Below are 23273 nucleotides of genomic sequence, written 5' to 3' on the forward strand. Positions count from 1 at the left end.
GTGAAAGTAGGACATTGCCAGGCTCCAAATAAGAGAAACCCGTTACAGCGATGTGACGGGTTTTTTGTTGTCTGGAATAAAATGAAAACACCAAGCCAAGACCCCATGGTGAACTCAGTAGTGGCCGCTCTTGCAATCCCTATGCTCCACGGCATGTGTATCCCTATTTATCAAACAAACGCTCCTTCACATCCCAGGGAATCTACCTTTAGAGCAATTTGAGTATGGATACTTATACCAATCGACTTAAATATTTAACCATTCTAGCGAGCTAAATAAAGTGCTAACTGCGTTATAATTTATTCAAGTAGAACAACTACATGTCGAAACTTACGCCTTGTTATCACTGTATTTATCTGTCGCTATAAATGGTCAATAACTTAACACGATTGGTATTTGTGGTACTGAGTTTGATTATGATGCTGACCCGCACAGTAAATTGGTACCACACTAAATCACAAGCTGATGATTAATCACTGTTTGCAAAGGGCTGCATGATTGCAGCCCTTTAATTATTCAGGCCTAACACAGTTAGCATTGCATATAGCCGCTGAAGATAGGCTTATTATCCAGCGTTCATGTTATTAACTTGCTGATAAAAATACGGTTAGCTTATCGCCTATTTTTAAGCGATCGCTTGAAAGGCTGTTCCATTGTTTTAGCTTAGTGATGCTGACTTTGTAATGGTTAGCTATTTTCCACAAGCTTTCGCCAGATTTAACCTTATGCTCTATTTGCGTATCGGCTAACTGCGGTAGCACTAATTTTTGACCAATACGTATGGTACTATTTTTCAAATTATTAAATGCTTTTAGTTGGCTTACAGTTACTTTGTAGCGCTTAGCGATCACGCTCAAACTATCGCCACGCTTAACTGTATAATGTTGCCATTGGCTGTAGTCGTTAGAATCTTGATCAGCAATCATAGTCTCAAATTGCTTTTGCTCACTAGCAGGAACGACGAGATGCGGTGCATCAATAATCGCCGGAAAGCGAATGACCCCGTAGTTTAAGGGCTCTAACTGTTGCCATTGGGCTTTATTATCTAAAATAACTGAGCCAGAAATGGCTATTTTGGCAATTGCATCTTTATTTGCTATTGCAGGGAACGCCATTTTTTGGCTTTTTAATAATTGTGCCGCAGCAAGTAGTTTAGGTACATACTGACTGGTTTGCTGAGGGAGTTTTAAACTGAAAAAGTCAGTTGGTTTACCTTGCTTTTTATTGTTGCTGATCGCTCTAAGTACACGGCCTTCACCTAAGTTATAGGCTGCTATAGCGTGATACCAATCACCATCAAAGCGTTTGTATAAGTACTCCATAAAATCCAGAGCAGCGCGGGTACTGTCGATCACATCTTGGCGGCCATCGTACCAAGGGCTAATTTTTACCTTAAAGTACTTAGCAATGGCAGGCGTTAATTGCCAAAGCCCAGATGCATGCTTGTGCGAATAGGCACTGGCATCAAAGTCACTTTCAATTAGCGGCATTAACGCTAATTCTATGGGTAAGTTCCGTTTTTCAACCTCTGTGACAATATAATAAAGGTAAGGCTCAGCACGGCGACTAATTTCATCCATATAGTTTGGGTGAGATAAATACCATGCAATGCGTTGTTGCACATCTGGGTGGCTAGAATTGGAAAATGTAAGCTGCGCTCGGATGCGTTGCCACACATCATCGAGTTCCTGAGGACTTAAGGGAGCTATTTGCTCAATATTTTCGTTTTGTTCTTTAACAACAATATTTGGGTTAGCCTTAATATCAGGTTGTGAAGATGGTTTTTCGGGTGTGGTTTCACAACCGGATAAAATAACAATCAATGGCAGAATTCGGATAAATCGATTTAAAGACACGTACTAAACTACTCCGAAAATATAAATGCGGTTAACTTAAATCAGGCTAGCTTAACATAGCGTGAGTTAAGAATGACTTGTAGTTGAATTTAACTGTCCCTTAAATTGCTCTTTATAGCGACGCGATAAGTTAAGTACTTTGCCGGTTGTAAGTTTTACTTCACTGTCTCCGCTCGGTAGTGGCGTGATTGATTCAATCGCATCTAACCGAACGCCATGGGAGCGATGAATACGGCAAAACCCTTGCGGTTCTAACTGAGTTATAAGTTGGCTCATAGTTGCACGTAACGGATAAATTCTTGCATCAATATGTAGATTTACATAATTACCGCTAGATTCAAGCCAGTCTATTTGTGCTACGCGGACAATAAATTCTTTTCCCAGTTTTTTTACCAGTAGTCTATCGAAATTTAAATTTTCAGGCGTATCTTCGCCTTGTCTGATCGGTGCTGCTTCACCACTTAATTGGCTCACTACATATTGATAGGTTTTAATAACAGCAATTAAAAATAAGAACCCCCACAAGTCTTTGCGGTATTCATAAAGTAATTCAAACCAGACCAAACCAAAGTCATAATACATGCCTTGTACGGTGTAAATGAGCTTGCGAATGGTGACCATAATGCCAATATGCAATAACGAAAAAGCAATGCTTGCCAGCAGATATAGCAGTAATGAGCGGGGGATTTTTTGCCAATTAAAAGGCTGGGTTTTTAATAGCCTAACTAAAGCGGGAAACAACAACAAGGTGCCAATAGCGCTGGAATATTCCCATACAAACGGCTCCCAGATCATAAATGGGAGTTCGCCATCTCGCTGGGCTTCCATAATGTTTGAGCTGGCATTTATAGTATTGTTGATAAAAATATAGCTAGATAAAAATAATGCCGCATACCATCTCTGGTAGCGCTGAAAATGCGTTAAGGAGATCATTATTATTGTTACTCTTTAAAAGACCATAATTAGACTAGCAAGATAGTGATAGATCACCAAACTTATCATCCCTGATATCCACCGTTTATCCCTACTGACTGTTTTATCGGCCTTTTCTGATTGCTTAACGCAGATTGTTGTTCATATTTGTTATTAATTAGTCGTAAGCTAAATCTACCATGAAACTTAAAATAGTAATTAAAAACACAACACGTACGCTATTACAGCCATGGCTAAATGTATTTAATCAGCATGATGAACTGCCAAAGCGCCGTTATGATCTTGATTGGCTACGGGTGATTGCGTTTGGTTTATTAATTTTTTATCACACCGGCATGTTATACAGCCAAAACTGGGGATTTCATTTTAAAAGCCAGTATTTGTCTAGCAGTGTTGAAAATGTCATGTTGTTACTGTCACCGTGGCGAATGGGACTAATCTGGTTTATTTCAGGAGTAGCGCTGCGCTTTATTATTGCGCGCTTTAGTTTAGATATGTTTTTAGTTACGCGCAGTGTAAAAATATTACTGCCTTTATTGTTTGGCATTTGGTTTATAGTGCCGATTCAGCTTTATGCGCAAATGAGCCAAGAGGTTGGTTTAGCTATGAGCTTTTGGCAGTTCTACCAGCAGTTCTTTGATTTAACTAACCCTTTATTTAATCACTACCAAGCAGGTATTTGGCCACATGTTGATGTAAACCATCTTTGGTACTTACGTTCGTTATGGCAATTTACTTTATTGCTGGTGTTAATGATACCGCTGCTTCATCACGCTACTGTGCAAGCAATAATGACGCGTTTATGTGAGCGATCGTTAGTTATTGTTTTTATTGTATTGCTATTGCCGCTGTGTATTTTAAAACTGAGCTGGCCGAGTGATACATTCCGATACCCCATGGGCGCGTTGTTTTTACTTTACGGTTACTTGCTTGCTTGGCAGCCTGCATTTTACAGCCAACTGCTACGTCACTGGCAGGCGTTATTAGTGGTATTCATTTTAGGTTATTTAGTTGTCGTGCTGGGTTATCACATGATTTGGCAAAAACCAGCTACGAGCCAATGGCAAATTACCAGCATGGATATGCTGTATACCGCGCAACGATTAGTGGGTGTGATGTTAATGCTGGCATTAGCAAAACGCTTTTTGAATCACGATCACCCTAAATTAGCGTTATTAAACTCAGCCGTATTTCCGTTTTATCTATTACATCAAAGTGTAATTATTGGCCTTGCCTTTTATTTGTCGAAGCTGCAATTAGGTGGCTTTGTAGAGCCATTACTTATACTCAGCCTCACTTTCATTATTTGTTGGTTGGTGTTTATTGGTGCGCGTCGTATCGATCTATTAAGCCCATTTATAGGGATTAAAGTCACAGGTAAATATAAAGCATGGCAAGTTAAAGCGGGCTTTTGCTACGGGCTTATATTGGTAAGCCCACTGATCTTTAAGTTAATTTAACCAAACACACATCTAAAGCATGCGCCTTGTGGTTTTGGTACATAAATTAAATCACCGCCGTGGTTGAGCATAATTTGCCTTGATAGGCTCAAGCCAATACCTGATCCTTGTTGTTTAGTGGTAAAAAATGGTACGAAGATCATATCCACCACATGTTCGCTGATGCCTGGGCCATTATCGCTCACTTCAACATAGAGTTGTTGGCTGGCGTTTTGTGCCAAGCTGAGCTTGATGTTTGGCTGAGCGGGGCTTTGCGCGTTATATTTTTTGTTGCTGCTTAGCACTTCAAATGCGTTCTTTATAAGATTTACTAATACTTGCTCTATTTGACTACTGTCTAGCATCACTAATTGCTGGCTTTTAATTGTAAGTTCTATATTGATTTGCAGCTCACGCGACTGTTGTTGATGCAAGGTGACAATACGCGCTAGCATATCGGCTAAATTTTCAGGCGCTAAATTAGGTTTAGGTAAGCTGCTAACTTGGCGAAAACGAGCAATAAAGTCGCCTAAATGTGCCGTTCTTGATGCTAAGGTGCTTAGTGCAAGCTGTAAGTCTTGTTTATCTTCAATATCAATAAAACACAGTTCTTGTGGCAGTAAATTGCTGCACGTATCAGCTAACGATGAAAGCGGGGTAATAGAGTTGGCAATTTCGTGCGTAAGTACTTTAGTTAGGCGTTTATACGCTTGTTGTTCTTTGAGTTGTAACTGGTCGTGAATTGACTGTAAGCTCACTACGCGACGCACTTTACCTTGTATTTCAGCGATACTAAGTTGAATTGATAGGGTGTCGTGTTGCTCGCCATTTTGCCAGTAGGTGGTGCTGCGGATATTATGTTCGGCGTTTAAAATTAACTCTCCAACAGCGCCTAACTCATGTAAATTTTGGAAGTTTTTACCCAGTAGTTTGCTGACTGCTGGGTTTGATTCAATCACTTTGCCGTTGTCGTCACATACCATAACCGCTAAATCAACATGAATAAGCAGTGCTTGCAAAAACTGCGCTTGTTGTTCGGCATTAAAGCGTGCTGTTTGCATTTGCGTTTTTACTTGCTCAAATTGTTGGCGCATTGGATGTTGTTGGCCAAGACCTAAGGTGCTGTCGCCATTGGCTAAGGCGCGGATCACCATTTCTGCTTGTTTTTGTTGGCGCTTAAAGAGCGTAAAAATATGCGTTATCAAGGCCGCAGTGACTAATATAATTAACAGCGAAGTTGCTGAAAGCCCATTATTTTGTAATAGATAACTAACGAGTGCGCTGGCGCTAATAAGTGCCACAATATTAATAGTTAATAATAAATGAGGGCGCATTGTTATAGCCCATACTTTTCAAGACGGCGATACATAGCACCACGCGTTAACCCTAAGGCTTTGGCCGCATGGCTAACATTACCTTGGTAATGTGTTAGCGCTGCACGCACAGTGCGCTGCTCGAGTATCTCAAGATCAAAGGTGTCGTATGCCTCGTTGTCATTGGTGGTTGTATGATTAGTAGCACCAGTACTACCAATCACTGAGCTAACATCAAGATTATCGCCATCACTTAAAATAACAGCCCGCTCAATAGCATGAGCAAGCTCGCGGACATTGCCTGGCCATGCATATTGACAAAGTAAGCTCATATCATGTGTTTTTATGGTTAAGTTGCGCTTGTACTTTTGTGCGAAATGATTGAGGTAATAATCTGCTAGCATTGGGATGTCATCACTGCGTTCACGTAAAGCCGGTAAGCGAATTTCAACGGTGTTTATTCGGTATAACAAATCTTGGCGAAAACGCCCCTCGGCGACAGCTTGATCAAGGTTATCATTAGTGGCACAAATTAGGCGGATATCAATATCAACTGCTTTACTGCCGCCAACAGGTGTAATTTTGCGGTTTTGTAATGCGGCAAGCAGTTTAGCTTGATGCTCTAGGGGTAAATTACCCAGCTCATCTAAAAATAAACTACCGCCTTGGGCGAGCTCAAATTTACCAATTCGATCGCTTTTGGCATCGGTAAATGCGCCTTTTTTATGGCCGAATAGCTCACTTTCAAATAGGTTTTGTGCCACAGCACCCATGTCTAAACTCATAAAGGTTTGATTATGGCGCATACTTGCTTGATGAATGGCATGCGCGGTGAGTTCTTTACCTGTGCCGCTTTCGCCGGTGATCAGTATATTGGCATCAGTTTGTGCGGCTTTTTCAATGGTGGTGAATATCTGCTGCATAGCGGCGCTTTGACCTAAAAACTCAAATGGCTGATTATTGAGTACTTGATTAAGGCCGTCCTTTTGACGGGTAAGCTTACCCACTTGCTGTTTGTCTTTGGCATGTGAAAAAGCCGCCGCCACAGCGCCAAGTAGTTGCTCGTTTTGCCAAGGTTTAGCAATAAAATCAGATGCGCCTGCTTTAATAGCATCCACCGCGAGTTGCATGTCGCCGTAGGCGGTCATTAACAAAACAACGATATTAGCGTCTTGCTCGATGATTTTTTTTAGCCAATAAAAACCTTCTTTGCCGCTGATGGAGTCTTGGGTAAAGTTCATGTCGAGTAAGATCACATCAATTGGCTGATCAGCTTTGCGTTGCTCGTTAATGATGCCTGCAATTTCAAATGGGTTGTCAGTGGTTTTAACGCTTTGATAATGCTGCTTTAGTAATAACCGTGCGGCGATTAGAATATCGGGGTTGTCATCAACAATTAAAAGCGAGCCTGTGTGTTTCATGATTTTTATTTTTATAGAGTTTTATTTAGCCTAAAACAAAAAAGGAACAGTGTCCATAAATGGACGTTTATAAAATAAAAAAGTGTTCTATTAACGGACACTACAAACATAATAATAATTTCATTTAATTATAAGGTATTGAATTTTAATATTAAATAAAGTTGGCACAGCGTTTGTAATAACTATCGGTAATTAGTTTATTAAACCTGTATCAAGGTGGCCAACATGGATAAGAAAATAGAACGCTCATTTACTCAAAAGTATTTAAAGAAATTCACCTTTGCAGCATTGGCATTGGGTGTTGCTGCCGCTGCGTATGGGTTTACACAAACAGGTAATACAGGTCGTAGCCAGAATATTGAGCGCAGTAGCTTAACCGTTAGCACGGTGAAACAAGGTGCATTTAAAGATGCCTTAAGTTTACGCGGTCAAGTGGTACCAAAAACCAGTATTTACCTTGATACCATCGCCGGTGGGCAAGTTGAGGAGCGTTTAGTGGAGCAAGGCGAATATGTTGAGAAAGGCCAACCACTAGTGCGTTTGAGCAATACCAACTTACAACTAGATGTAATGAGTCGCGAAGCCCAAGTAACTGAGCAGCTAAATTTTTTACGCAATACGCAAATGACTATGGAAACCAGCCGGTTAAATTTACGCCGTGACTTATTAGAAATAGAGCTAAAAATTACGCACCTCACCCGTCGTTTACAGCAAACTAAACCTTTGGTTAAAAGTGGCGTATTAGCGCAGGAGCAACTTGCAGAGTTAGAAGAAGATTTAAATTATTACCACGCTCGTAAAGAGCTCACGCTTGAGCGCCAAAAGCAAGAAAACTCAATCCGTGAGGTGCAAGTCGCACAGTTATCAGACAGCGCTAAAATGCTTGAAAAAAACCTGCAGTTTGCGCGTCGAAATCTCGACAATTTATTAATCAAAGCGCCTGTTTCAGGCTACCTAAGCGAGCTTGATGTGGAAATTGGTGAATCTAAAAACAGTGGCGCGCGATTAGGCCAAATTGATATTCCAAATGAATATAAATTAGTGGTACGCCTTGATGAGTTTTATTTAAACCAAGTACAGCGTGACATGACCGTGATGATTGAACTTGAAAGCGGCACAGTGAACGCCAAGGTGAGCAAAATTGATAGCCGCGTACAGCAGTCGCAATTTCAAATTGAAGTGGATTTACCAAGTAATACCAAAAGCATTAAGCGCGGGCAAAGCATTGATATTGAGTTAATGCTGGGGGGTGACAAAAACAATGCTCTACTGCTTAAACGTGGCGCCTTTTTTACCAACTCGGGCGGTAACTGGGTTTATGTTATTGAGCAAGGTGGCGATAAAGCAGTGCGTCGTGATATTCGCTTAGGCAAAAAGAATCAAAACTATTTTGAAGTGCTTGAAGGGCTCAATGCTGGGGAGCAAGTGATTACCTCTAGCTACAGTAACTTTGATAAAGCACAGCAACTACAATTTTAAGGAAAATAACAATGATCAAACTAACTAATTTAAGCCGCGTATTTCGTACTCAAGATGTTGAAACAACAGCGCTAAGTAACATTAACTTAACCGTAAACGAAGGTGACTTTTTAGCGATTATGGGGCCATCTGGCTGTGGTAAATCAACTTTGCTGTCTATTTTAGGTATGTTGGATTCACCAAGTGCAGGTAGCTTTGATTTTGCTGGAACAGACATCGCAGGGTACAGCGAAAAGCAATTGTCGGAGCTACGTAAAGCATCAATCGGTTTTGTATTTCAGAGCTTTAACTTAATTGACGAGCTAACTGTATTTGAGAACGTAGAGCTACCATTACAGTATCAAAAAATATCAAAAAGTGAGCGCAAACAACGCGTTGAAGCCATTTTAAAGCGCGTAGGCATTGATCACCGAGGCGAGCATTTACCACAGCAGCTTTCGGGTGGTCAGCAGCAACGGGTAGCCGTGGCGCGTGCATTAGTGATTAATCCTAAACTAATTTTAGCCGATGAGCCAACCGGTAACCTCGATTCTAAAAATGGTGATGAAGTCATGGCTATGTTGCGCGAGCTAAACCGCGAAGGCACCACAGTAATTATGGTGACCCACTCAGAGAAAGAAGGTGCATATGCTGACCGTTTAGTACGCTTACTCGACGGCCAAGTGATGCTTGACAAAGCGAATGTTGTGCAGCAAAGCGCTGCTGAGGTTGCTTAACATGTTTATTAATTATTTAGTGACAGCCCTACGGGCATTTAAACAGCAAAAACAACATTTTTTACTTAACATCATTGGCTTAAGTGTTGGTTTAGCTGCGGCTATTTTAGTGGCCATGTTTGCCTTTAATGAAGCTTCTTATGATGAACAGCAACCTAATGCTGATCGCGTGTATCGTGTATATCAATATTTCCCATCACTTGGAATGGGAGCACCAGTTGTCAATAAAGATGTGATCGCGTCTTTTAAAGACATGGCTGAAATTGAAGACATACTCTCACTTGATTTGGTTCCGCCAGGCTCTGAGTTTGTTCGTGATGGCGTTGGTTACAAATTAGAAAATGTGCTTGCGGCGCGTAGTAACGTGACTGATTTTATCAATATCGATATTGCAGCTGGGGATCTGGCAAAAGTACTTGCAACGCCAAATATGATTGCACTCAGCGAGCAGTATGCAATACGGATTTTTGGTAGCACAGCTATTATTGGTGAAACTTTAATACAGGGAAATAAGCGTTGGCAAGTCGGTGCTGTGTTTTCTGATTTACCTGATAATACGCACTTCTTTTTTCAAGCATTAATTAAAGAGCCACCTGCAAATAATAACTTTCAAAATAACAATGGCTATACATATATCCGGGTTACTCCTGACGCTGATGTTGGCAAGCTTGCTAAAGCTATTGAGCATCGCTATAGAGAAGTTGTTTATAAAGATTCTGAGTATGATTCAGCCCAGCTTACATTACACCCCTTAACTGCTTTGCATTTAACCGCAAGCTCTAATTTTGAAATGAAAATGAATGGCTCGCTTTCAACGCTGCGTATTTGTATTGGTTTGAGTATTTTATTAGTACTGCTAGCGGCTTTTAACTTTATCAATATGAGTATTGCGCAATCTGCAAAGCGCGCAAAAGAAGTCGGTGTTCGTAAGGCCCTTGGTGCGAGTAAGACACAAATTGTTTGCCAGTTTTTAGTTGAGTCATTACTTATAACCGTTATTGCAGCACTGATAGCATGCATGTTGGTTGAATTATTAACACCAGCTTTTAACCAATTAGTTGATCGTCAGCTAGCGCTTAATTACAGCTCAGCCTTAGGTGCAGCAATTGCCGTTGTTACCTTATTGGTTGGTTTGCTTGCAGGGATTTATCCTGCGATGTTTATGTCGGCGTTTAGTGCTAAGCGTGTACTTAGTGGTGACATGCAACGCGGCCGCACAGCCATTGCCGTTAGAAAAAGTTTATTAGTTTTACAGTCTGCGTTGTCGGTCGCACTGATCATTGCCGCCTTATTGTTACAACAGCAGCTGGCACATTTGCAGTCACTCCCTGTTGGTTACGCAAAAGAAGGCAAGCTGATGATCAGTGATATTGACGCAGGAGATATATTCTATAACCAAAACAATGTGCTGTTAGATCGCATTAACGCTATTAATGGTGTGAAACAAGCCAGCGTAATAGATATTTCACTAACCGGTGCTTATAACTCGTCTCGTACATTTACGGCTGATAACGGTCAGTTTACTAAACAAACTTTACCCTTTATTGGTGTGGGTAATGATGCTGTGAGTGCTTTGGATTTATCACTGGTAGCTGGGCGTGACTTTAGTGCAAAAATGGGGGCTGATTGGTTTAATAAAGTCAGTGATACTCAAGCTACCGCGTCAGCAATATTGACCGAATCTTTAGCTAAACAAGCGGGCTATGTAACTGCAGAAGATGCAATTGGTAGCATTTGGCGCACAGACACAGGTTACGGCCAAGAACTTACCATAACGATTGTTGGCGTCGTTAAAGATATAAAAGTAGGCAGCGTTAAAGATACGCAGCCCTCAACCATCTTCATTTGCGGTTACACCAGCAGTTGGGTTGGTAGAATTATCGTTAATCTGGATTTAACACAGCTCCCGCATATAAAGTCACAGCTTGCTAGCATCTTGGCCGAAACACTTGATATTTATGACCCAAAAATAGAAATGATGGCTGACAATTATCGTGCGCTTTATCGTAATGATGAACGTGCTACTGAGTTTGTCACTTTATTCTCTGGCTTAGCTGTCTTCTTAGCGTGTGTGGGGACCTTTGGTTTAGCGTCATTCTCGGTATTACGCCGCCAAAAAGAAGTCGCGGTGCGTAAAGTGCTTGGCGCATCACGCATCAGTATTATGAATCTACTGGCGAAAGAGTTTTTGATTTTAGTCGTGGTTAGTGTGGCCATAGCATATCCGCTTACTTATTGGCTGGTAGGAGATTGGTTGGCTAATTTTAATGAGCGTGTTGATCAAGCTATGTGGGTTTACTTAATTGCTGCACTAAGCGTGGCTGCTATTACTTGGCTTACAGTTGCCAGTCTTGCTTTTAAAGCCGCCAGTACAAGACCTTCGTTAACGTTACGGTATGAATAATAACTAAAAAATCTCCCAACCAAGGCCTTTCTGTTTATTGATAGGCCTTTTGTATATTCTTGTCGTCATAAATGACGACCAACAATTTGAGGGGGGAGGCAGTAGCGGGTTTATCCCGCGACAGGAGCTTAAGCCGAGTTTTTATATGCTCGCAAACTTGAGTCGTGCTGTTTAAATATCTTTAATTTTCACTGCGGGATTACCTGCAACAACAGTATTTGCTGCAATATCTTTGGTGACGACAGAGCCTGCGCCTACTACAGCATTATCGCCAATGCTAACACCTGCAAGTACAATAACCCCCGCGCCTATCCATACGTTATTGCCAATGGTTATAGGTGCTGCAAAGTTTTCTTTATTGAGCCGCTCTATGGGATTAACTGCATGAGAGACTGTCAAAAGCTGAACGTTCGGGCCGATTAAACAATCGTCGCCAATGCTTATGGCTCCTTCATTAATTGGCGCATCTAACATAGTGCAGTTAATGTTTATAAAAGTACGATCACCAATTTGAACTTGCGAGCCATAGTCAAAGTGAAAGCCTGCCTCAATAACCACTCCATCGCCACACTGCGCAAAAAGCCCCTTAATGCGTTTTAAATTGCCTTTGCTGGGGCTTTTAGCAAACAAGCGGCAGATTTCATGGGTGATTTTACGTTGCTCTAAGTATGACTTATCAAGGCTGTTGAATTTATTCATGAATTAATGCCATTATTTATAATTTCACTTAGCTTAACTTGATTGCTAATAAGATCAACGCTTGGAAGGGTTTATTATATTGTTATGAATTTAGAGGTATTTTTATACATTCACTTGCCATTTTCATAGTTTCGTTTAAAATCTCGTAACTTTCGAAACGAAACTTAAATGGTTTACTTTATGACTAAACGAAACACCCAGCAACGTCGTCACCTTATTCTTACTCAAGTTAATGAGTTAGGTGAAGTAGCCGTAGATATTTTAGCTGAGCAGTTTCAAACCTCTGAAGTAACCATTCGTAAAGACTTAACAGCGCTTGAAAAAAGCGGACTATTACTGCGCCGCTACGGTGGCGCGATTGCATTGCCGCAAGAAATTGTAAGCGATGATATTGATTCAAAACGTAAAGTGGCGATTGCCAAAGCCGCAGCAGCACTAATCAAAGATCATAACCGCATTATTATCGACAGTGGTCGTACTACAGCAGCAATGATCCCTGAACTGGGTAATAAGCGCGGTTTAGTGGTGATGACTAATGCAATTAAAGTGGCTAATCGCTTATTAGCGCTGGAAAACGAGCCAACACTTTTAATGACCGGTGGTACGTGGGACCCGCATTCTGAGTCGTTTCAGGGGCAAGTTGCTGAGGGGGTTTTACGTTCTTATGATTTTGATCAGCTATTTATTGGTGCTGATGGCATTGATGTTGAGCGCGGTACCACTACCTTTAATGAACTTGTAGGCCTAAGCCAAGTTATGGCGGGCGCTGCTCGTGAAGTTATAGTGCTGGTGGAGTCAGAAAAAATCGGCCGAAAAATCCCTAATTTAGAATTACCTTGGCAGCAAGTGACTACGCTTATCACCGACAGCAATTTAGCACTCGATACTCGCCAAGCAATACAAGCGTGTGGTGTGCAGTTGATCTGCGCTGAGCTATAAATTTACAAATTCGTGTTTATTACAGGCCGACAACACCTGTGATGTTCATTTAAATATTAAACAACACATACAAACCCAAAGTTGACGCTTTGGCATGTGCAAAAGGAGAAATTATGTGTGGAATAGTTGGGGCAGTTGCAGAACGCCCAGTAAATAAAATTTTAGTTGAAGGCCTTAAGCGTCTTGAATACCGTGGTTACGACTCAGCTGGTGTGGCACTTTTAGATGGTAATACACTTAATACTGTAAAAGCAGTGGGTAAAGTAGTAAACCTTGAAAACGCGCTTGATGAAGCTGGCGTAAAAGGTACTACCGGTATTGCACACACTCGCTGGGCAACTCACGGCGGCGTGACGAAAGCAAACGCGCACCCGCATATTTCAAACAGCGAAATTGCCTTAGTGCACAATGGTATTATTGAAAACCACGCCAGCTTACGTGAAGCGCTGAAAGGCGATGGTTACGAGTTTTTATCAGACACAGATACCGAAGTAATGGTGCATTTAATTCATCAACTTCGCCAGCAGCACACCACTTTATTAGCCTCAGTTCAAGCAGCTGTTAAACAGTTTGAAGGTGCATTTGGTACAGTTGTATTTGATAAAGCGAATGATAACGAAATTATTGTAGCGCGCTCAGGCAGCCCGTTAGTTATTGGTTTAGGCCTTGGTGAAAACTTTATTGCTTCTGATCAACTTGCATTATTACCAGTAACTCGTACCTTTATCTACCTTGAAGAAGGTGATGTAGCGCGTATCACCCGTAACAGTGTGGAAATTTTTGATGTAGACGGCAATGCCGTTGAACGTGAAGTCATTGAATCAAACATCACACAAGATGCATCAGGCAAAGGTGATTACCGTCACTACATGTTAAAAGAAATTTATGAGCAGCCACTTGCAGTACGTAACACCCTTGAAGGACGTTTAAACGACGACCGCGTCGCGATTGATGCCTTTGGTGAAAGCGCACAGCAAATATTTAAAGACGTAAAACACGTACAAATTATTGCCTGTGGTACGTCTTACCACTCAGGTATGGTTGCTCGTTACTGGCTTGAGCAATTTGCAGGTGTTAGCTGTAACGTAGAGATTGCCTCTGAGTTCCGTTACCGTCAATCGTTTGTACACGAAAACAGCCTGCTAGTAACTATTTCTCAATCGGGCGAAACGGCTGATACTTTAGCTGCGCTTCGTTTAGCCAAAGAGCAAGGCTACATGGGTTCAATGACTATTTGTAACGTACCAGGCTCATCGCTTGTGCGTGAATCTGACCTTGCCTTTATGACCAAAGCCGGTGCTGAAATTGGTGTTGCCTCTACTAAAGCATTTACTACCCAGTTGGTTGGTTTGTTAATGCTTACTGCGTCTATTGCGCAAGAAAAAGGATTAGATCAAAGCACGATTGTTAACGCTATAAAATTGCTTCCAGCTAAATTAGAAGAAACGCTATTGTTGGCTGATGGCATTGCAGACCTTGCAGAAGGGTTTGCTGATAAGCACCACTCACTGTTTTTAGGTCGCGGGTCGCAATACCCAATCGCAATGGAAGGCGCGCTTAAGCTTAAAGAGATTTCATACATCCACGCTGAAGCATACGCAGCCGGTGAGCTTAAACATGGCCCATTAGCGCTAATTGATGCCGACATGCCAATTATTGTTGTAGCACCAAACAACGAATTGCTTGAAAAGCTTAAATCAAACGTAGAAGAAGTACGTGCACGTGGTGGCATTATTTACGTTTTCGCTGATAAAGACTCACACTTTGAGTCAGACGACACAATGCGTGTAATCAACGTAAACCACGTAGATGACGTAATTGCCCCAGTTGTATATACACTGCCATTACAGTTACTGTCGTACTACGTAGCGGTAATAAAAGGCACTGACGTTGACCAACCACGTAACTTAGCAAAATCGGTTACGGTTGAGTAAAATCAATGTTTATAAATGTGTTGTGCACGTTAAATCATGTTTAAAATACTTTTTGATATGCACAACTATCGCTAAAGTTCGAATCTAAAAAGTACGCTACTCGCTTTAAAGTATGCAACTTAAACGGCCACAAAAAGTGGCCGTTTTTTGTATGTATATCTTTTTGATTAAAAATGTATAATTTTAAACTTATATTGGTATTATGGTTGTCATTAATACAAGAACGGTTGAAAAAATAGATACTCAGTAAGTTAAAGAAAGGGCTTAAATGGAGTTAGCTGTGGATAATAAAACGAGTAATTTTTTGAGCACTACAACCTTTTTATTGAGCTAGCGGGTGCGGATGAAAAAGCGTTTGCTAGTGACCATAATACCACGTTAATTAAATTGAGATCTTTAATTATTTTAACTACTAAACTATTTCTTTATTAAAAAGCTATGTGCAGTACAGCCTACCTTGAAAAGATATTGAACTCATAGACTTTTTTCATGCTCTTGCCCTGTAGCTAAATGCAGCCTTTTGATTAGCAAATTAACTTAAGTGCTTCGGCTAATATGAAAAGAGTAACGAATATTAAAATCATGGAATTGTCATTAATACTGAACGTACCGATTAAAGAGTTTTTTAATGTGTTAATTTGTTGTTGTATGTTGTTAAGGGTACCTTCATTTGAGTTTAAACAACAAAGACTCCATAAATAGTAAATTAGAATGGTTTTTTGTTGGACATATTAAGGTATAAAAATCACAAAGTAAGCTTTTTCAAGCGGTTAAGTAGCTTGCTTGATATCACAAAATGCGTTCGAGATTTACCCAATTTGATCGAATATTTATGAAAATTTAGAGATGCTCGAAACTTAACTTTTTGAGCGAAGGAAATAAGGGCTGTTATGGATAGCAACTTTGACGACATGTTATCAGAAAATAAAAATTATGAGGAGCAAGATTCGTCTAGCTCATTTGACAAAGAAATAGCGCCTGAGGCGAATAAAAAATTGGAAGGGGTGCTTTATTGGAGCAACGAATCTAACCGGAGTGAAAAACGTTTAAAAGATTCATTAAAGCGCTTATTTTTTAAATACCCAGCATTAAAAGAAAAATATCAAAAGCATAGTGAAGGGTTAGAAGAGCAACTAGATAAGTTCTTAAATGATTTTTTTATAGAAAATATCCCGCTGCCCTATTTTGTAGCAAACTTATCGATTAAAGATACTGCCAATGAACGCATTAACCTCGCAATTCGCATACCTAATCATGGCAAGTTTTTAGGGTACTTGCCGCCTACCAGTGCTATTTGTATTCGAGGGTTTTGGGGTGTCAACCAAAGAAATCCAGTGTTTATCCCGGAAGATATTTTTACGAGTTTTAATGATGAACATGCGACCAATTATGAGGTGGAGACCCTTACATCTGCTAGTTCTATTCGCCCTGAACGTCGCTGCACTGATAATATATTAACCAGGGAGCTTGCGGCAGCGCTCCCTGCGATTTCAGTAAAAGCTGCAGAAAGGTTAGAAGCTTGGCAGGAGTTCTTAACCTTTAAAAAGCAATTAGTTGATCGAAAAACAATTGGCTTAAGGTATCTGGAGTGTACAGTTACCCCTGAGAATAACTTAGCATTCCTTGTTGTTAGTGAGGATGCTCAGCTAATTAACCAAGCAGGGCATTTATTTAAAAGAAAAAGCCTCGAGGCGTTCGAGTTAGGGATCTCCCAAAACAAATGGGACTTTACACTCGATGCTAATAAAAAGTCTACTCGTATCCCCCGGGGTGAGGAGCTTGGTCAACTTAAAGGTAAGATAAATAAATTAGATGTCAAGAGACTCAAAGAAAATACTAACCATATTAACTATTTGAATGAGAGTGGTATTAAAGATCCTACTTTAGCATATTTAGTGGTTGAACCATCTGAAGATTGGAAGAATAAACTTGATAATGCGCAAAGGCACTTTGAAATAATTGAACATGACGGTGAGGCTGAAGAGACACTGAAAAGTTCTGATAACGAGACTGAATTTGACCGCGTTATAAACGCACTACTTAATGCTATCCCTAAACAAGGTTTTATCTCTTTCCCCTCTGTAGGTGATCTGGCTCTCATCAAACGCCATGAACAAACTGTAAAAAACCTACGTCAAAATGAAAGTTGTTATTCTCCCTATTTATCGAGTTACCTATTTGATATCACGCAAGCTAATCAGTCAACAAATGATGCTCATATTACGTCGTGGTTTAACGAGCAGTTAAACGATTCTCAGAAACTTGCCGTTAATAAGATGATGTCTGCACCAGATTTATGTTTAGTGCAAGGCCCACCAGGGACAGGGAAAACAACTGTAATCGCAGAAGCTATTCTTCAATTAGCACGCAGGGGTGAAACCATTCTACTCGCGAGCCAATCACACGATGCCATCGATAATGCTCTAAGTTGTATTAAAAACCGCCCTGAATTAAGAGCCATTCGACTTGCGCGCGGACAGGGGAAAATCACCGAAGAGGGTAAAGGGTTTGCTGAAGATAAAGCCTTAGAGCGCTATTATTCAAGTTTGAGTACATATGTATCGCAGCAGTGGCTTGAGCCTAAAAAGCAACGCGATAAAGAGTTTACACAATTGCGGCTATGGATTGATGAAGCTGATTATGTGAGTGCTGATTTAGAGTATGCTCAATCCGAGTGCAACGATCTGCGACAGCAAAGAAGTATAGCTAAAGCGCGCTTGAGCACAGAGCAGCAAGCTTATAGAGCAGCGGTAACCAACTATGAAGCATTGGCTAAACAAAAAACAGCAACAAAGAGCTCTTTACTAAGCATTGAAAGTCAAAAGTGGGAATTGGCACATGATTCATTTCTACCAAAAGTTAGCCAAAACCTGCTTCAAGCATTGCAAAGGATGTCAGTACACAATATTAGTGTAGATCCTACTTTTTTAGAGTTTAATCAAGTTGATAATCAAAACTCCTGCTTATTGGTACTTAACGCGTTACTCGATATGTGGGCTAATGTTAAACGTATACTCTCAGCTATCAGCACTGACTTATTGCGCCTGCGTGATGCTGGGGGTGGTGCATTACAAGACAACGCTATTAGAGAAGAGTTAGCGTTACTTAAAATACGAGAAACTGAACTCGCTAATCGCATGGATGAAGATGATACCGAGGAGTTGGCTCAGCAGTGGCGTGAAGTCAGAAGGCACATCAAAAAGCTAAAAAACCAAGCCACAGGATTAGATGCTTCAACATATAATTGTTTTGTTGATTGTACACATATCATTAACGTCAACGATGCTTCGAAAACGTATACATTGTTGGCAACTCGCCTCCATGATTTAGAAGTGCTCGATAAAGAAATTAACAACGCACTAAATATAGTCGCGGATCAATTAAAGCAATGGTTAATTGAAAATGATGCGATTAAAGCACCTGCTGATGAACAAATAAAAGAGATAGAGGCATCGCTTTCACAGATAGAGAAAAAGTTAATCTCACAAACCCGCCGTCTTGAGACACTTCAAGCCAGTGCTTCTAAATTAGTATCACAGCGCAATGATGATACAACACTTATCTTAAGTGATTGTTTAATAGAAGCTAAAAGAGATTATGAGGAACAAATGTATGCGGCGATGGAAGAAGATAAGCGCCATGCACCGATGCAAAACTTTTTAAGTGATTGGAAAGATAACTTATCGAGGGAGAATTCAGCGCAATACGACTGGGAGCATGTCAGTGAAACGTTTATTGAAAATTGTAATTTAGTGGCAATTTCGTGTAATGAAAGTGATAGAACTCTCAGAGATGCTGGCTTGGAAAGCTTTGATACTGCCATAATTGATGAAGTATCCAAAGCAACACCTGTAGAGTTATTGTTACCTTTGATGCGAGCTCGCCGAGCAGTATTGGTTGGCGATCATCGTCAATTACCGCCTGTTTTTCAAGAAAGCCAAGATGCACAAGCCTTCACTGATAAAGTGGAAGAGTCTGAAGAAGATTCAACAGAAACACTGCTGACCAAAGACAATTTACAACGTTTCGAAAAAATGGTGACTGCATCACTCTTTAAAGAACATTTTGAAAATGCGGATGAATCAATTAAAGAAAGGCTAACGACACAATACCGTATGCATCCGCAAATTATGAGTTTTGTAAATCATTTTTATGATGGGCAACTTATATGTGGAAATAAAGATAAAGATCGATCGCACAAGATTCTATTACAAAGCCAAGATAATACACTTCTATCAGCGGGTGATCATGTACTATGGATTGACACCTCCCTAGATTTAAACGGGAAACCTTTTAGGGAAAGTGAGGATAGAACCAACCGCTTAGAAGCAAAGCTTATTGCTAAAACGCTCGTTGAGATTAATGAGCAATGTTCAAAGCAAGGCTTTGGTAATAGGCAAAATAAGAAGCAAGATGTTGGAGTTGTCTCTTTCTATGCTGCGCAATGTCGGGTTATTCGTGATGAAATTAAAAAAGCGAACAATGGCAAAATCCAATTTAATGCAATCCATGTTGAGATCAACACTGTTATAAGGTACCAAGGCAAAGAAAAACCAATCATTTTGATGAGTTTAGTGCGTAACGATGGGGGGCCAAAAGAGAGGCGTAGATCAGCTAAGGCTAATATTGCACGATATGAGTTTATTAATGTTGCTATGTCACGAGCACAAAATTTATTGATCGTTTTTGGCGCACGAAATATGCTGGAAACTAGGGACGTATGGCTTCCTAACATGGATAAGCCAGGGAAACAAAAGAAGCAGATTTATCGTCAAATTTTTGCACAGTTAGATCGCGATGCACGTATTTTTGATGCACAGGAGATGGCGGAACAATTTACTCGGGCTAAATCAGTAAGTAAAGGAGTACAAAGGTGATTTACGAACATAACGTTAAAATCGATATTCCTGTTTTTAAAATAGACTCTAAGGTGGCCTACCAAACTGTACGCCGTCCTACCGTATTTGAGAAAAGCGTATTACAGTTATTTGCTAAGCACTCAGAGCAATTGGGTGATTATAGCCTTGAATATATAGCGAAACAGATGAAGGTTAATTCGGTATTTTTTGTAGAAGCTCTCAGGTATTTAAGTGGCTTCAAGGCTGTCGAATTTTTATATGACAACACAATATCAGACGGCGCAGCATTAAAGTGTAACGACATTTTAATCACCACAGATGGGCGTGAGTTTCTAGCTAAAAATGCGTTGCCGAGCAAAAGTAAAAATACGACGGAAAGGACGTATTACCATCCCCTCTCAGGAACGTTAATTGGTAAAAATCAAATAAAGATAGATTCATATCCGGATGTAAAGTGTCTTCCTAGCGAGGGGATGGGTGTCATGCTTTCTACAGTAGAGCCGCTTGTCGATGAGAAAATACACCTAGAATGGGAAAAAAGGCCAAATGAGCGAGTTAAAAGTATAGAGTCTGTATTTAGCGGGGAGCTACGTGATCGAAAAACCTTTAAAATAGATATTAGTCACAATGGAAACGTGGTAATCCTTTCGAATGACAATGATTTCTCAAGGTGGATAGAAGCTGCAGAAGCGGAGTATCTCTGGCAGTTTTTGGTCTCGCCTACTTTTACCACAGAGTCTAGTAACCCAGCTTTTAGGGTGGACTGGCGTCAAGTACGCGATTTAGCACCTATTAAGAAAACAAGCGATTTAATTGTAAAGCAAAAGCCTTATTATCTTTTTTCTTTAGTAAACACCATTAAAACTGATGACGTAATTATTGTTTTAGATCCAAGTGAAGAAACGACATTGGTCGATAAGGTCTTAACGCTCAAGGAGTCTCCAGTTGAATTGGATAGTGGTGTTGATGCACTAATAAAAACTAAACCTAAAGAAGGAAGTGTTTTAAAGCGTGGGCTCTGCGAGGTTTCTTATCGTGGTCAGCCGCGGCTTGTTGACCTGGCCTTACTGGTTGAGTCGAATGGAAAAATAAATGAGTTAGAACACTTTTTGCTAACAAGCAATGATATTAATATTATTATTTTTTCTGCTGTTATCTGTGTTCAGCAAGCCATTGAGCGCTTACCTAGTGTATATATGCCACAGGTAGTCGAGTACTACGAAAAAATGAAAAAACTTAATACTGAAGTATCTCCTCATCACTTTAGAAAGAAAGCTAAGCTATTGAGAAGTAAAGAAGAAGTAGTGAGTTATGCCCAGTTATTTAATGAGCAAAATATACAGTTAGATGCATTGACACCTGAGTGTGCGGTTACGCTTATCAACAATGCTATTATAAAACGTGAACCTACATCTAGTTTATCTATTTCTAAGACTCTTGCAGAGTTGGCTGATGTGTACACGTCACTTAGAAATAAAACAGGGCAGGATTTATTAAGCTTAAATAACTTTGACTTGTTAAAGCTTAATGTTGCACGCTATAAGCTCTTACATAGCCTTCACTATCACGTTAATGTGTTTCGCGAAATTCTTCTTAACCCTTCTATTTTTAGCTGCTCAGATTTAGCGGTATTAGAAGATAAGCTAACAAAAGCGCTTGCCCACTTTAGTATCCAATATGCAGACCCTCAGAAAATTAATAAGCGTATTATTATTATTGATACGAACTGCCTCATGCATAGCCTTCATCTCCTCGATAAAATTAAACACTCAGACGAGCTCAAAATCCCTGTCACAGTAACACACGAGCTTGATAGGTTAAAAAATGACAAAAATGAAGAGGGTGAGTGGACAGATACAGCTAAGCGCGCCAGAGCTGCAATTAATCGATTAAATGAACTGAATAGTTATGAGCCTTCTCATATCGAGCTGGTGGAGAAAATGGATAGATCTTCATTAGACTCACCAGATATTCATATTCTCTCGGTGGCTGTTTATTTTAGATTGTGCAATTCATTACTGCTCACCGATGATAAAAATTTAAGAAATATGGCTAATGCAGAAGGCATAGTAAATAAGTCGACACAGGAATACCTAACGAGCTCGGCAGGTAAACAGTCGAAGAAAAGGAAGAGAAAATGAGCCAAATACATGATGCACGTTATAGGTTAGAGCGTGAGCAGCGCCAAAGAGTAGCCAAGGAACGGGTCCGTAATACCACACATTCATTTATTGAACGTTACCACAATGAACTAGCTGGTATACAACAACAAGGTTTGGCTGAGTATGTTCAAGAACGTTATGACAGCTGTTTATCTAAGCTTAGGCAAATAGAAGCCGATCTTACTAGTGACCCATTTAGTGCAAGAGAGCGATCTAAATCATTAGGCAATGAAATTTATGCACTACGTAATGTTGCGAGGCGTATCAAAGTAGAAGTTGAAGAAGCACAATACCAACAGCATAGAGATGAGCTTGAAGCTAGAGCTAATGCAGAGAAAGAAAGAAAAGTACAAATTAGTAGTGCTTGGTCTGAAGAACTACGTAATTGGTCTGATAAATTATCACTGAACTTAATGCTTAAAGAAGTTAAAGAACTTGAGCAACAGGTATTTTCAGAGCAGTCTTTTGGAAAAGCTCAAGACTTGTTAGCCCAATTTAAGCAGATTAAAACCAGAGGGTTAGCAAAAGCGGCGGAGCATCGAGCCATCATCGAAAAGCAAACACAGCACACGACTAATTGTGATGTCGTCCAAGCTGTAGTCGATATTGTTTCACCAAGCCTGCCAGCTGATGAGTCTAAAAAATTGACTGAACAAGCAAACACAATTATTTCTGCGAATTCTAAAGATGCAAGTGAGCAGCTTAAAGAAATAGATCATTTATCAGATAGAGCAGATAAAATAATCGAAAATGAAGCGGTGAGAAAAGAAACGGTAAAAGCCATTTATACTACGCTTAAGAGCACTGGTTTCACAGTACAAAAACCGAAAGTGGTGGAAACGAAAGAGGGCGTTCGAGAGGTCGTTATTGCTGCGAGTAGGCCTGCTGGAAACAGAGCAAGATTCAAAATACGTTTGGATGGCAGTTGCACCTATGAGTTTGATAATTATAAAGGGCAAACTTGTAAAAAGGATATTGATCAAGTTCTACCAAAGCTGAGTGAAGTATATGGGGTCGACTTATCCGATTCGCGGGTCGTGTGGAGTAACCCTGATGATGAAGATGCTCAAATGAAGCCCATACCATCACAGACAATGAATAAAAAAGGATAGGGATAGT

General features: G+C 40.3%; 14 protein-coding genes. 9 read left to right on the top strand and 5 right to left on the bottom strand.

The window, feature by feature from the left end; all coding sequences use genetic code 11:
* Nucleotides 1–584: 584 nt before the first annotated feature.
* Together H5183_RS00895 and H5183_RS00900 are read right to left on the bottom strand one after the other, a co-directional pair.
* Complete coding sequence (locus H5183_RS00895) at nt 585–1856, bottom strand: LysM peptidoglycan-binding domain-containing protein (RefSeq protein ID WP_182730660.1); 1272 nt, start codon at nt 1854–1856, stop codon at nt 585–587.
* 66 nt (nt 1857–1922) lie between these two features.
* Nucleotides 1923–2786: a LytTR family DNA-binding domain-containing protein gene (locus tag H5183_RS00900; RefSeq protein ID WP_182730743.1), complete on the bottom strand. Its 864-nt coding sequence runs from the start codon at nt 2784–2786 to the stop codon at nt 1923–1925.
* Nucleotides 2787–2968: 182 nt separating this feature from the next.
* On the opposite strand from H5183_RS00900, the gene H5183_RS00905 reads away from it, so the two are divergent.
* Nucleotides 2969–4249 (top strand): acyltransferase, encoded by a 1281-nt coding sequence (locus tag H5183_RS00905; RefSeq protein ID WP_182730661.1) that lies wholly within the window; start codon nt 2969–2971, stop codon nt 4247–4249.
* Here the strand turns inward: H5183_RS00905 and H5183_RS00910 are convergent.
* Together H5183_RS00910 and H5183_RS00915 are read right to left on the bottom strand one after the other, a co-directional pair.
* Complete coding sequence (locus H5183_RS00910; RefSeq protein WP_182730662.1) at nt 4246–5562, bottom strand: PAS domain-containing sensor histidine kinase; 1317 nt, start codon at nt 5560–5562, stop codon at nt 4246–4248. The genes H5183_RS00905 and H5183_RS00910 overlap by 4 nt on opposite strands.
* A gap of 2 nt (nt 5563–5564) precedes the next feature.
* Nucleotides 5565–6962 (bottom strand): sigma-54 dependent transcriptional regulator, encoded by a 1398-nt coding sequence (locus H5183_RS00915; protein WP_149982309.1) that lies wholly within the window; start codon nt 6960–6962, stop codon nt 5565–5567.
* 225 nt (nt 6963–7187) lie between these two features.
* Between H5183_RS00915 and H5183_RS00920 the strand changes: the two genes are divergently transcribed.
* From H5183_RS00920 to H5183_RS00930, 3 genes are read left to right on the top strand one after another with little or no spacing between them, the layout of a single operon-like run.
* Nucleotides 7188–8441 carry an efflux RND transporter periplasmic adaptor subunit gene (locus tag H5183_RS00920; protein WP_182730663.1) on the top strand — a complete coding sequence of 418 codons (1254 nt, stop codon included), beginning with the start codon at nt 7188–7190 and terminating at the stop codon, nt 8439–8441.
* 11 nt (nt 8442–8452) lie between these two features.
* Complete coding sequence (locus H5183_RS00925; protein WP_182730664.1) at nt 8453–9157, top strand: ABC transporter ATP-binding protein; 705 nt, start codon at nt 8453–8455, stop codon at nt 9155–9157.
* A gap of 1 nt (nt 9158) precedes the next feature.
* A complete protein-coding gene (locus H5183_RS00930; RefSeq protein WP_182730665.1) occupies nt 9159–11561 on the top strand; it encodes an ABC transporter permease in 2403 nt (800 codons plus the stop codon).
* A 171-nt stretch (nt 11562–11732) separates the two neighbouring features.
* Here the strand turns inward: H5183_RS00930 and H5183_RS00935 are convergent, their stop codons facing one another.
* Nucleotides 11733–12260, bottom strand: a complete 528-nt coding sequence (locus tag H5183_RS00935) for a sugar O-acetyltransferase (RefSeq protein WP_182730666.1) — start codon at nt 12258–12260, stop codon at nt 11733–11735.
* Nucleotides 12261–12440: 180 nt separating this feature from the next.
* Between H5183_RS00935 and H5183_RS00940 the strand changes: the two genes are divergently transcribed.
* The 5 genes from H5183_RS00940 to H5183_RS00960 all read left to right on the top strand — a co-directional run bounded on the left by H5183_RS00940 (nt 12441) and on the right by H5183_RS00960 (nt 23266).
* A complete protein-coding gene (locus H5183_RS00940) occupies nt 12441–13199 on the top strand; it encodes a DeoR/GlpR family DNA-binding transcription regulator (protein WP_182730667.1) in 759 nt (252 codons plus the stop codon).
* A gap of 113 nt (nt 13200–13312) precedes the next feature.
* Nucleotides 13313–15133: a glutamine--fructose-6-phosphate transaminase (isomerizing) gene (gene glmS / locus H5183_RS00945; RefSeq protein WP_182730668.1), complete on the top strand. Its 1821-nt coding sequence runs from the start codon at nt 13313–13315 to the stop codon at nt 15131–15133.
* 890 nt (nt 15134–16023) lie between these two features.
* The gene (locus H5183_RS00950; protein ID WP_182730669.1) at nt 16024–20010 is read left to right on the top strand and encodes an ATP-binding protein; all 3987 of its coding nucleotides are present in this window, start codon (nt 16024–16026) and stop codon (nt 20008–20010) included.
* Nucleotides 20007–22133 (top strand): PIN domain-containing protein, encoded by a 2127-nt coding sequence (locus H5183_RS21915; protein ID WP_182730670.1) that lies wholly within the window; start codon nt 20007–20009, stop codon nt 22131–22133. The genes H5183_RS00950 and H5183_RS21915 overlap by 4 nt, the downstream gene beginning before the upstream one ends.
* Nucleotides 22130–23266, top strand: a complete 1137-nt coding sequence (locus H5183_RS00960; protein ID WP_182730671.1) for a hypothetical protein — start codon at nt 22130–22132, stop codon at nt 23264–23266. The genes H5183_RS21915 and H5183_RS00960 overlap by 4 nt, the downstream gene beginning before the upstream one ends.
* Nucleotides 23267–23273 lie beyond the last annotated feature (7 nt).

It is taken from the genome of Pseudoalteromonas sp. SR44-8, assembly GCF_014163635.1.
Classification (GTDB): Bacteria; Pseudomonadota; Gammaproteobacteria; order Enterobacterales; family Alteromonadaceae; genus Pseudoalteromonas; species Pseudoalteromonas rhizosphaerae.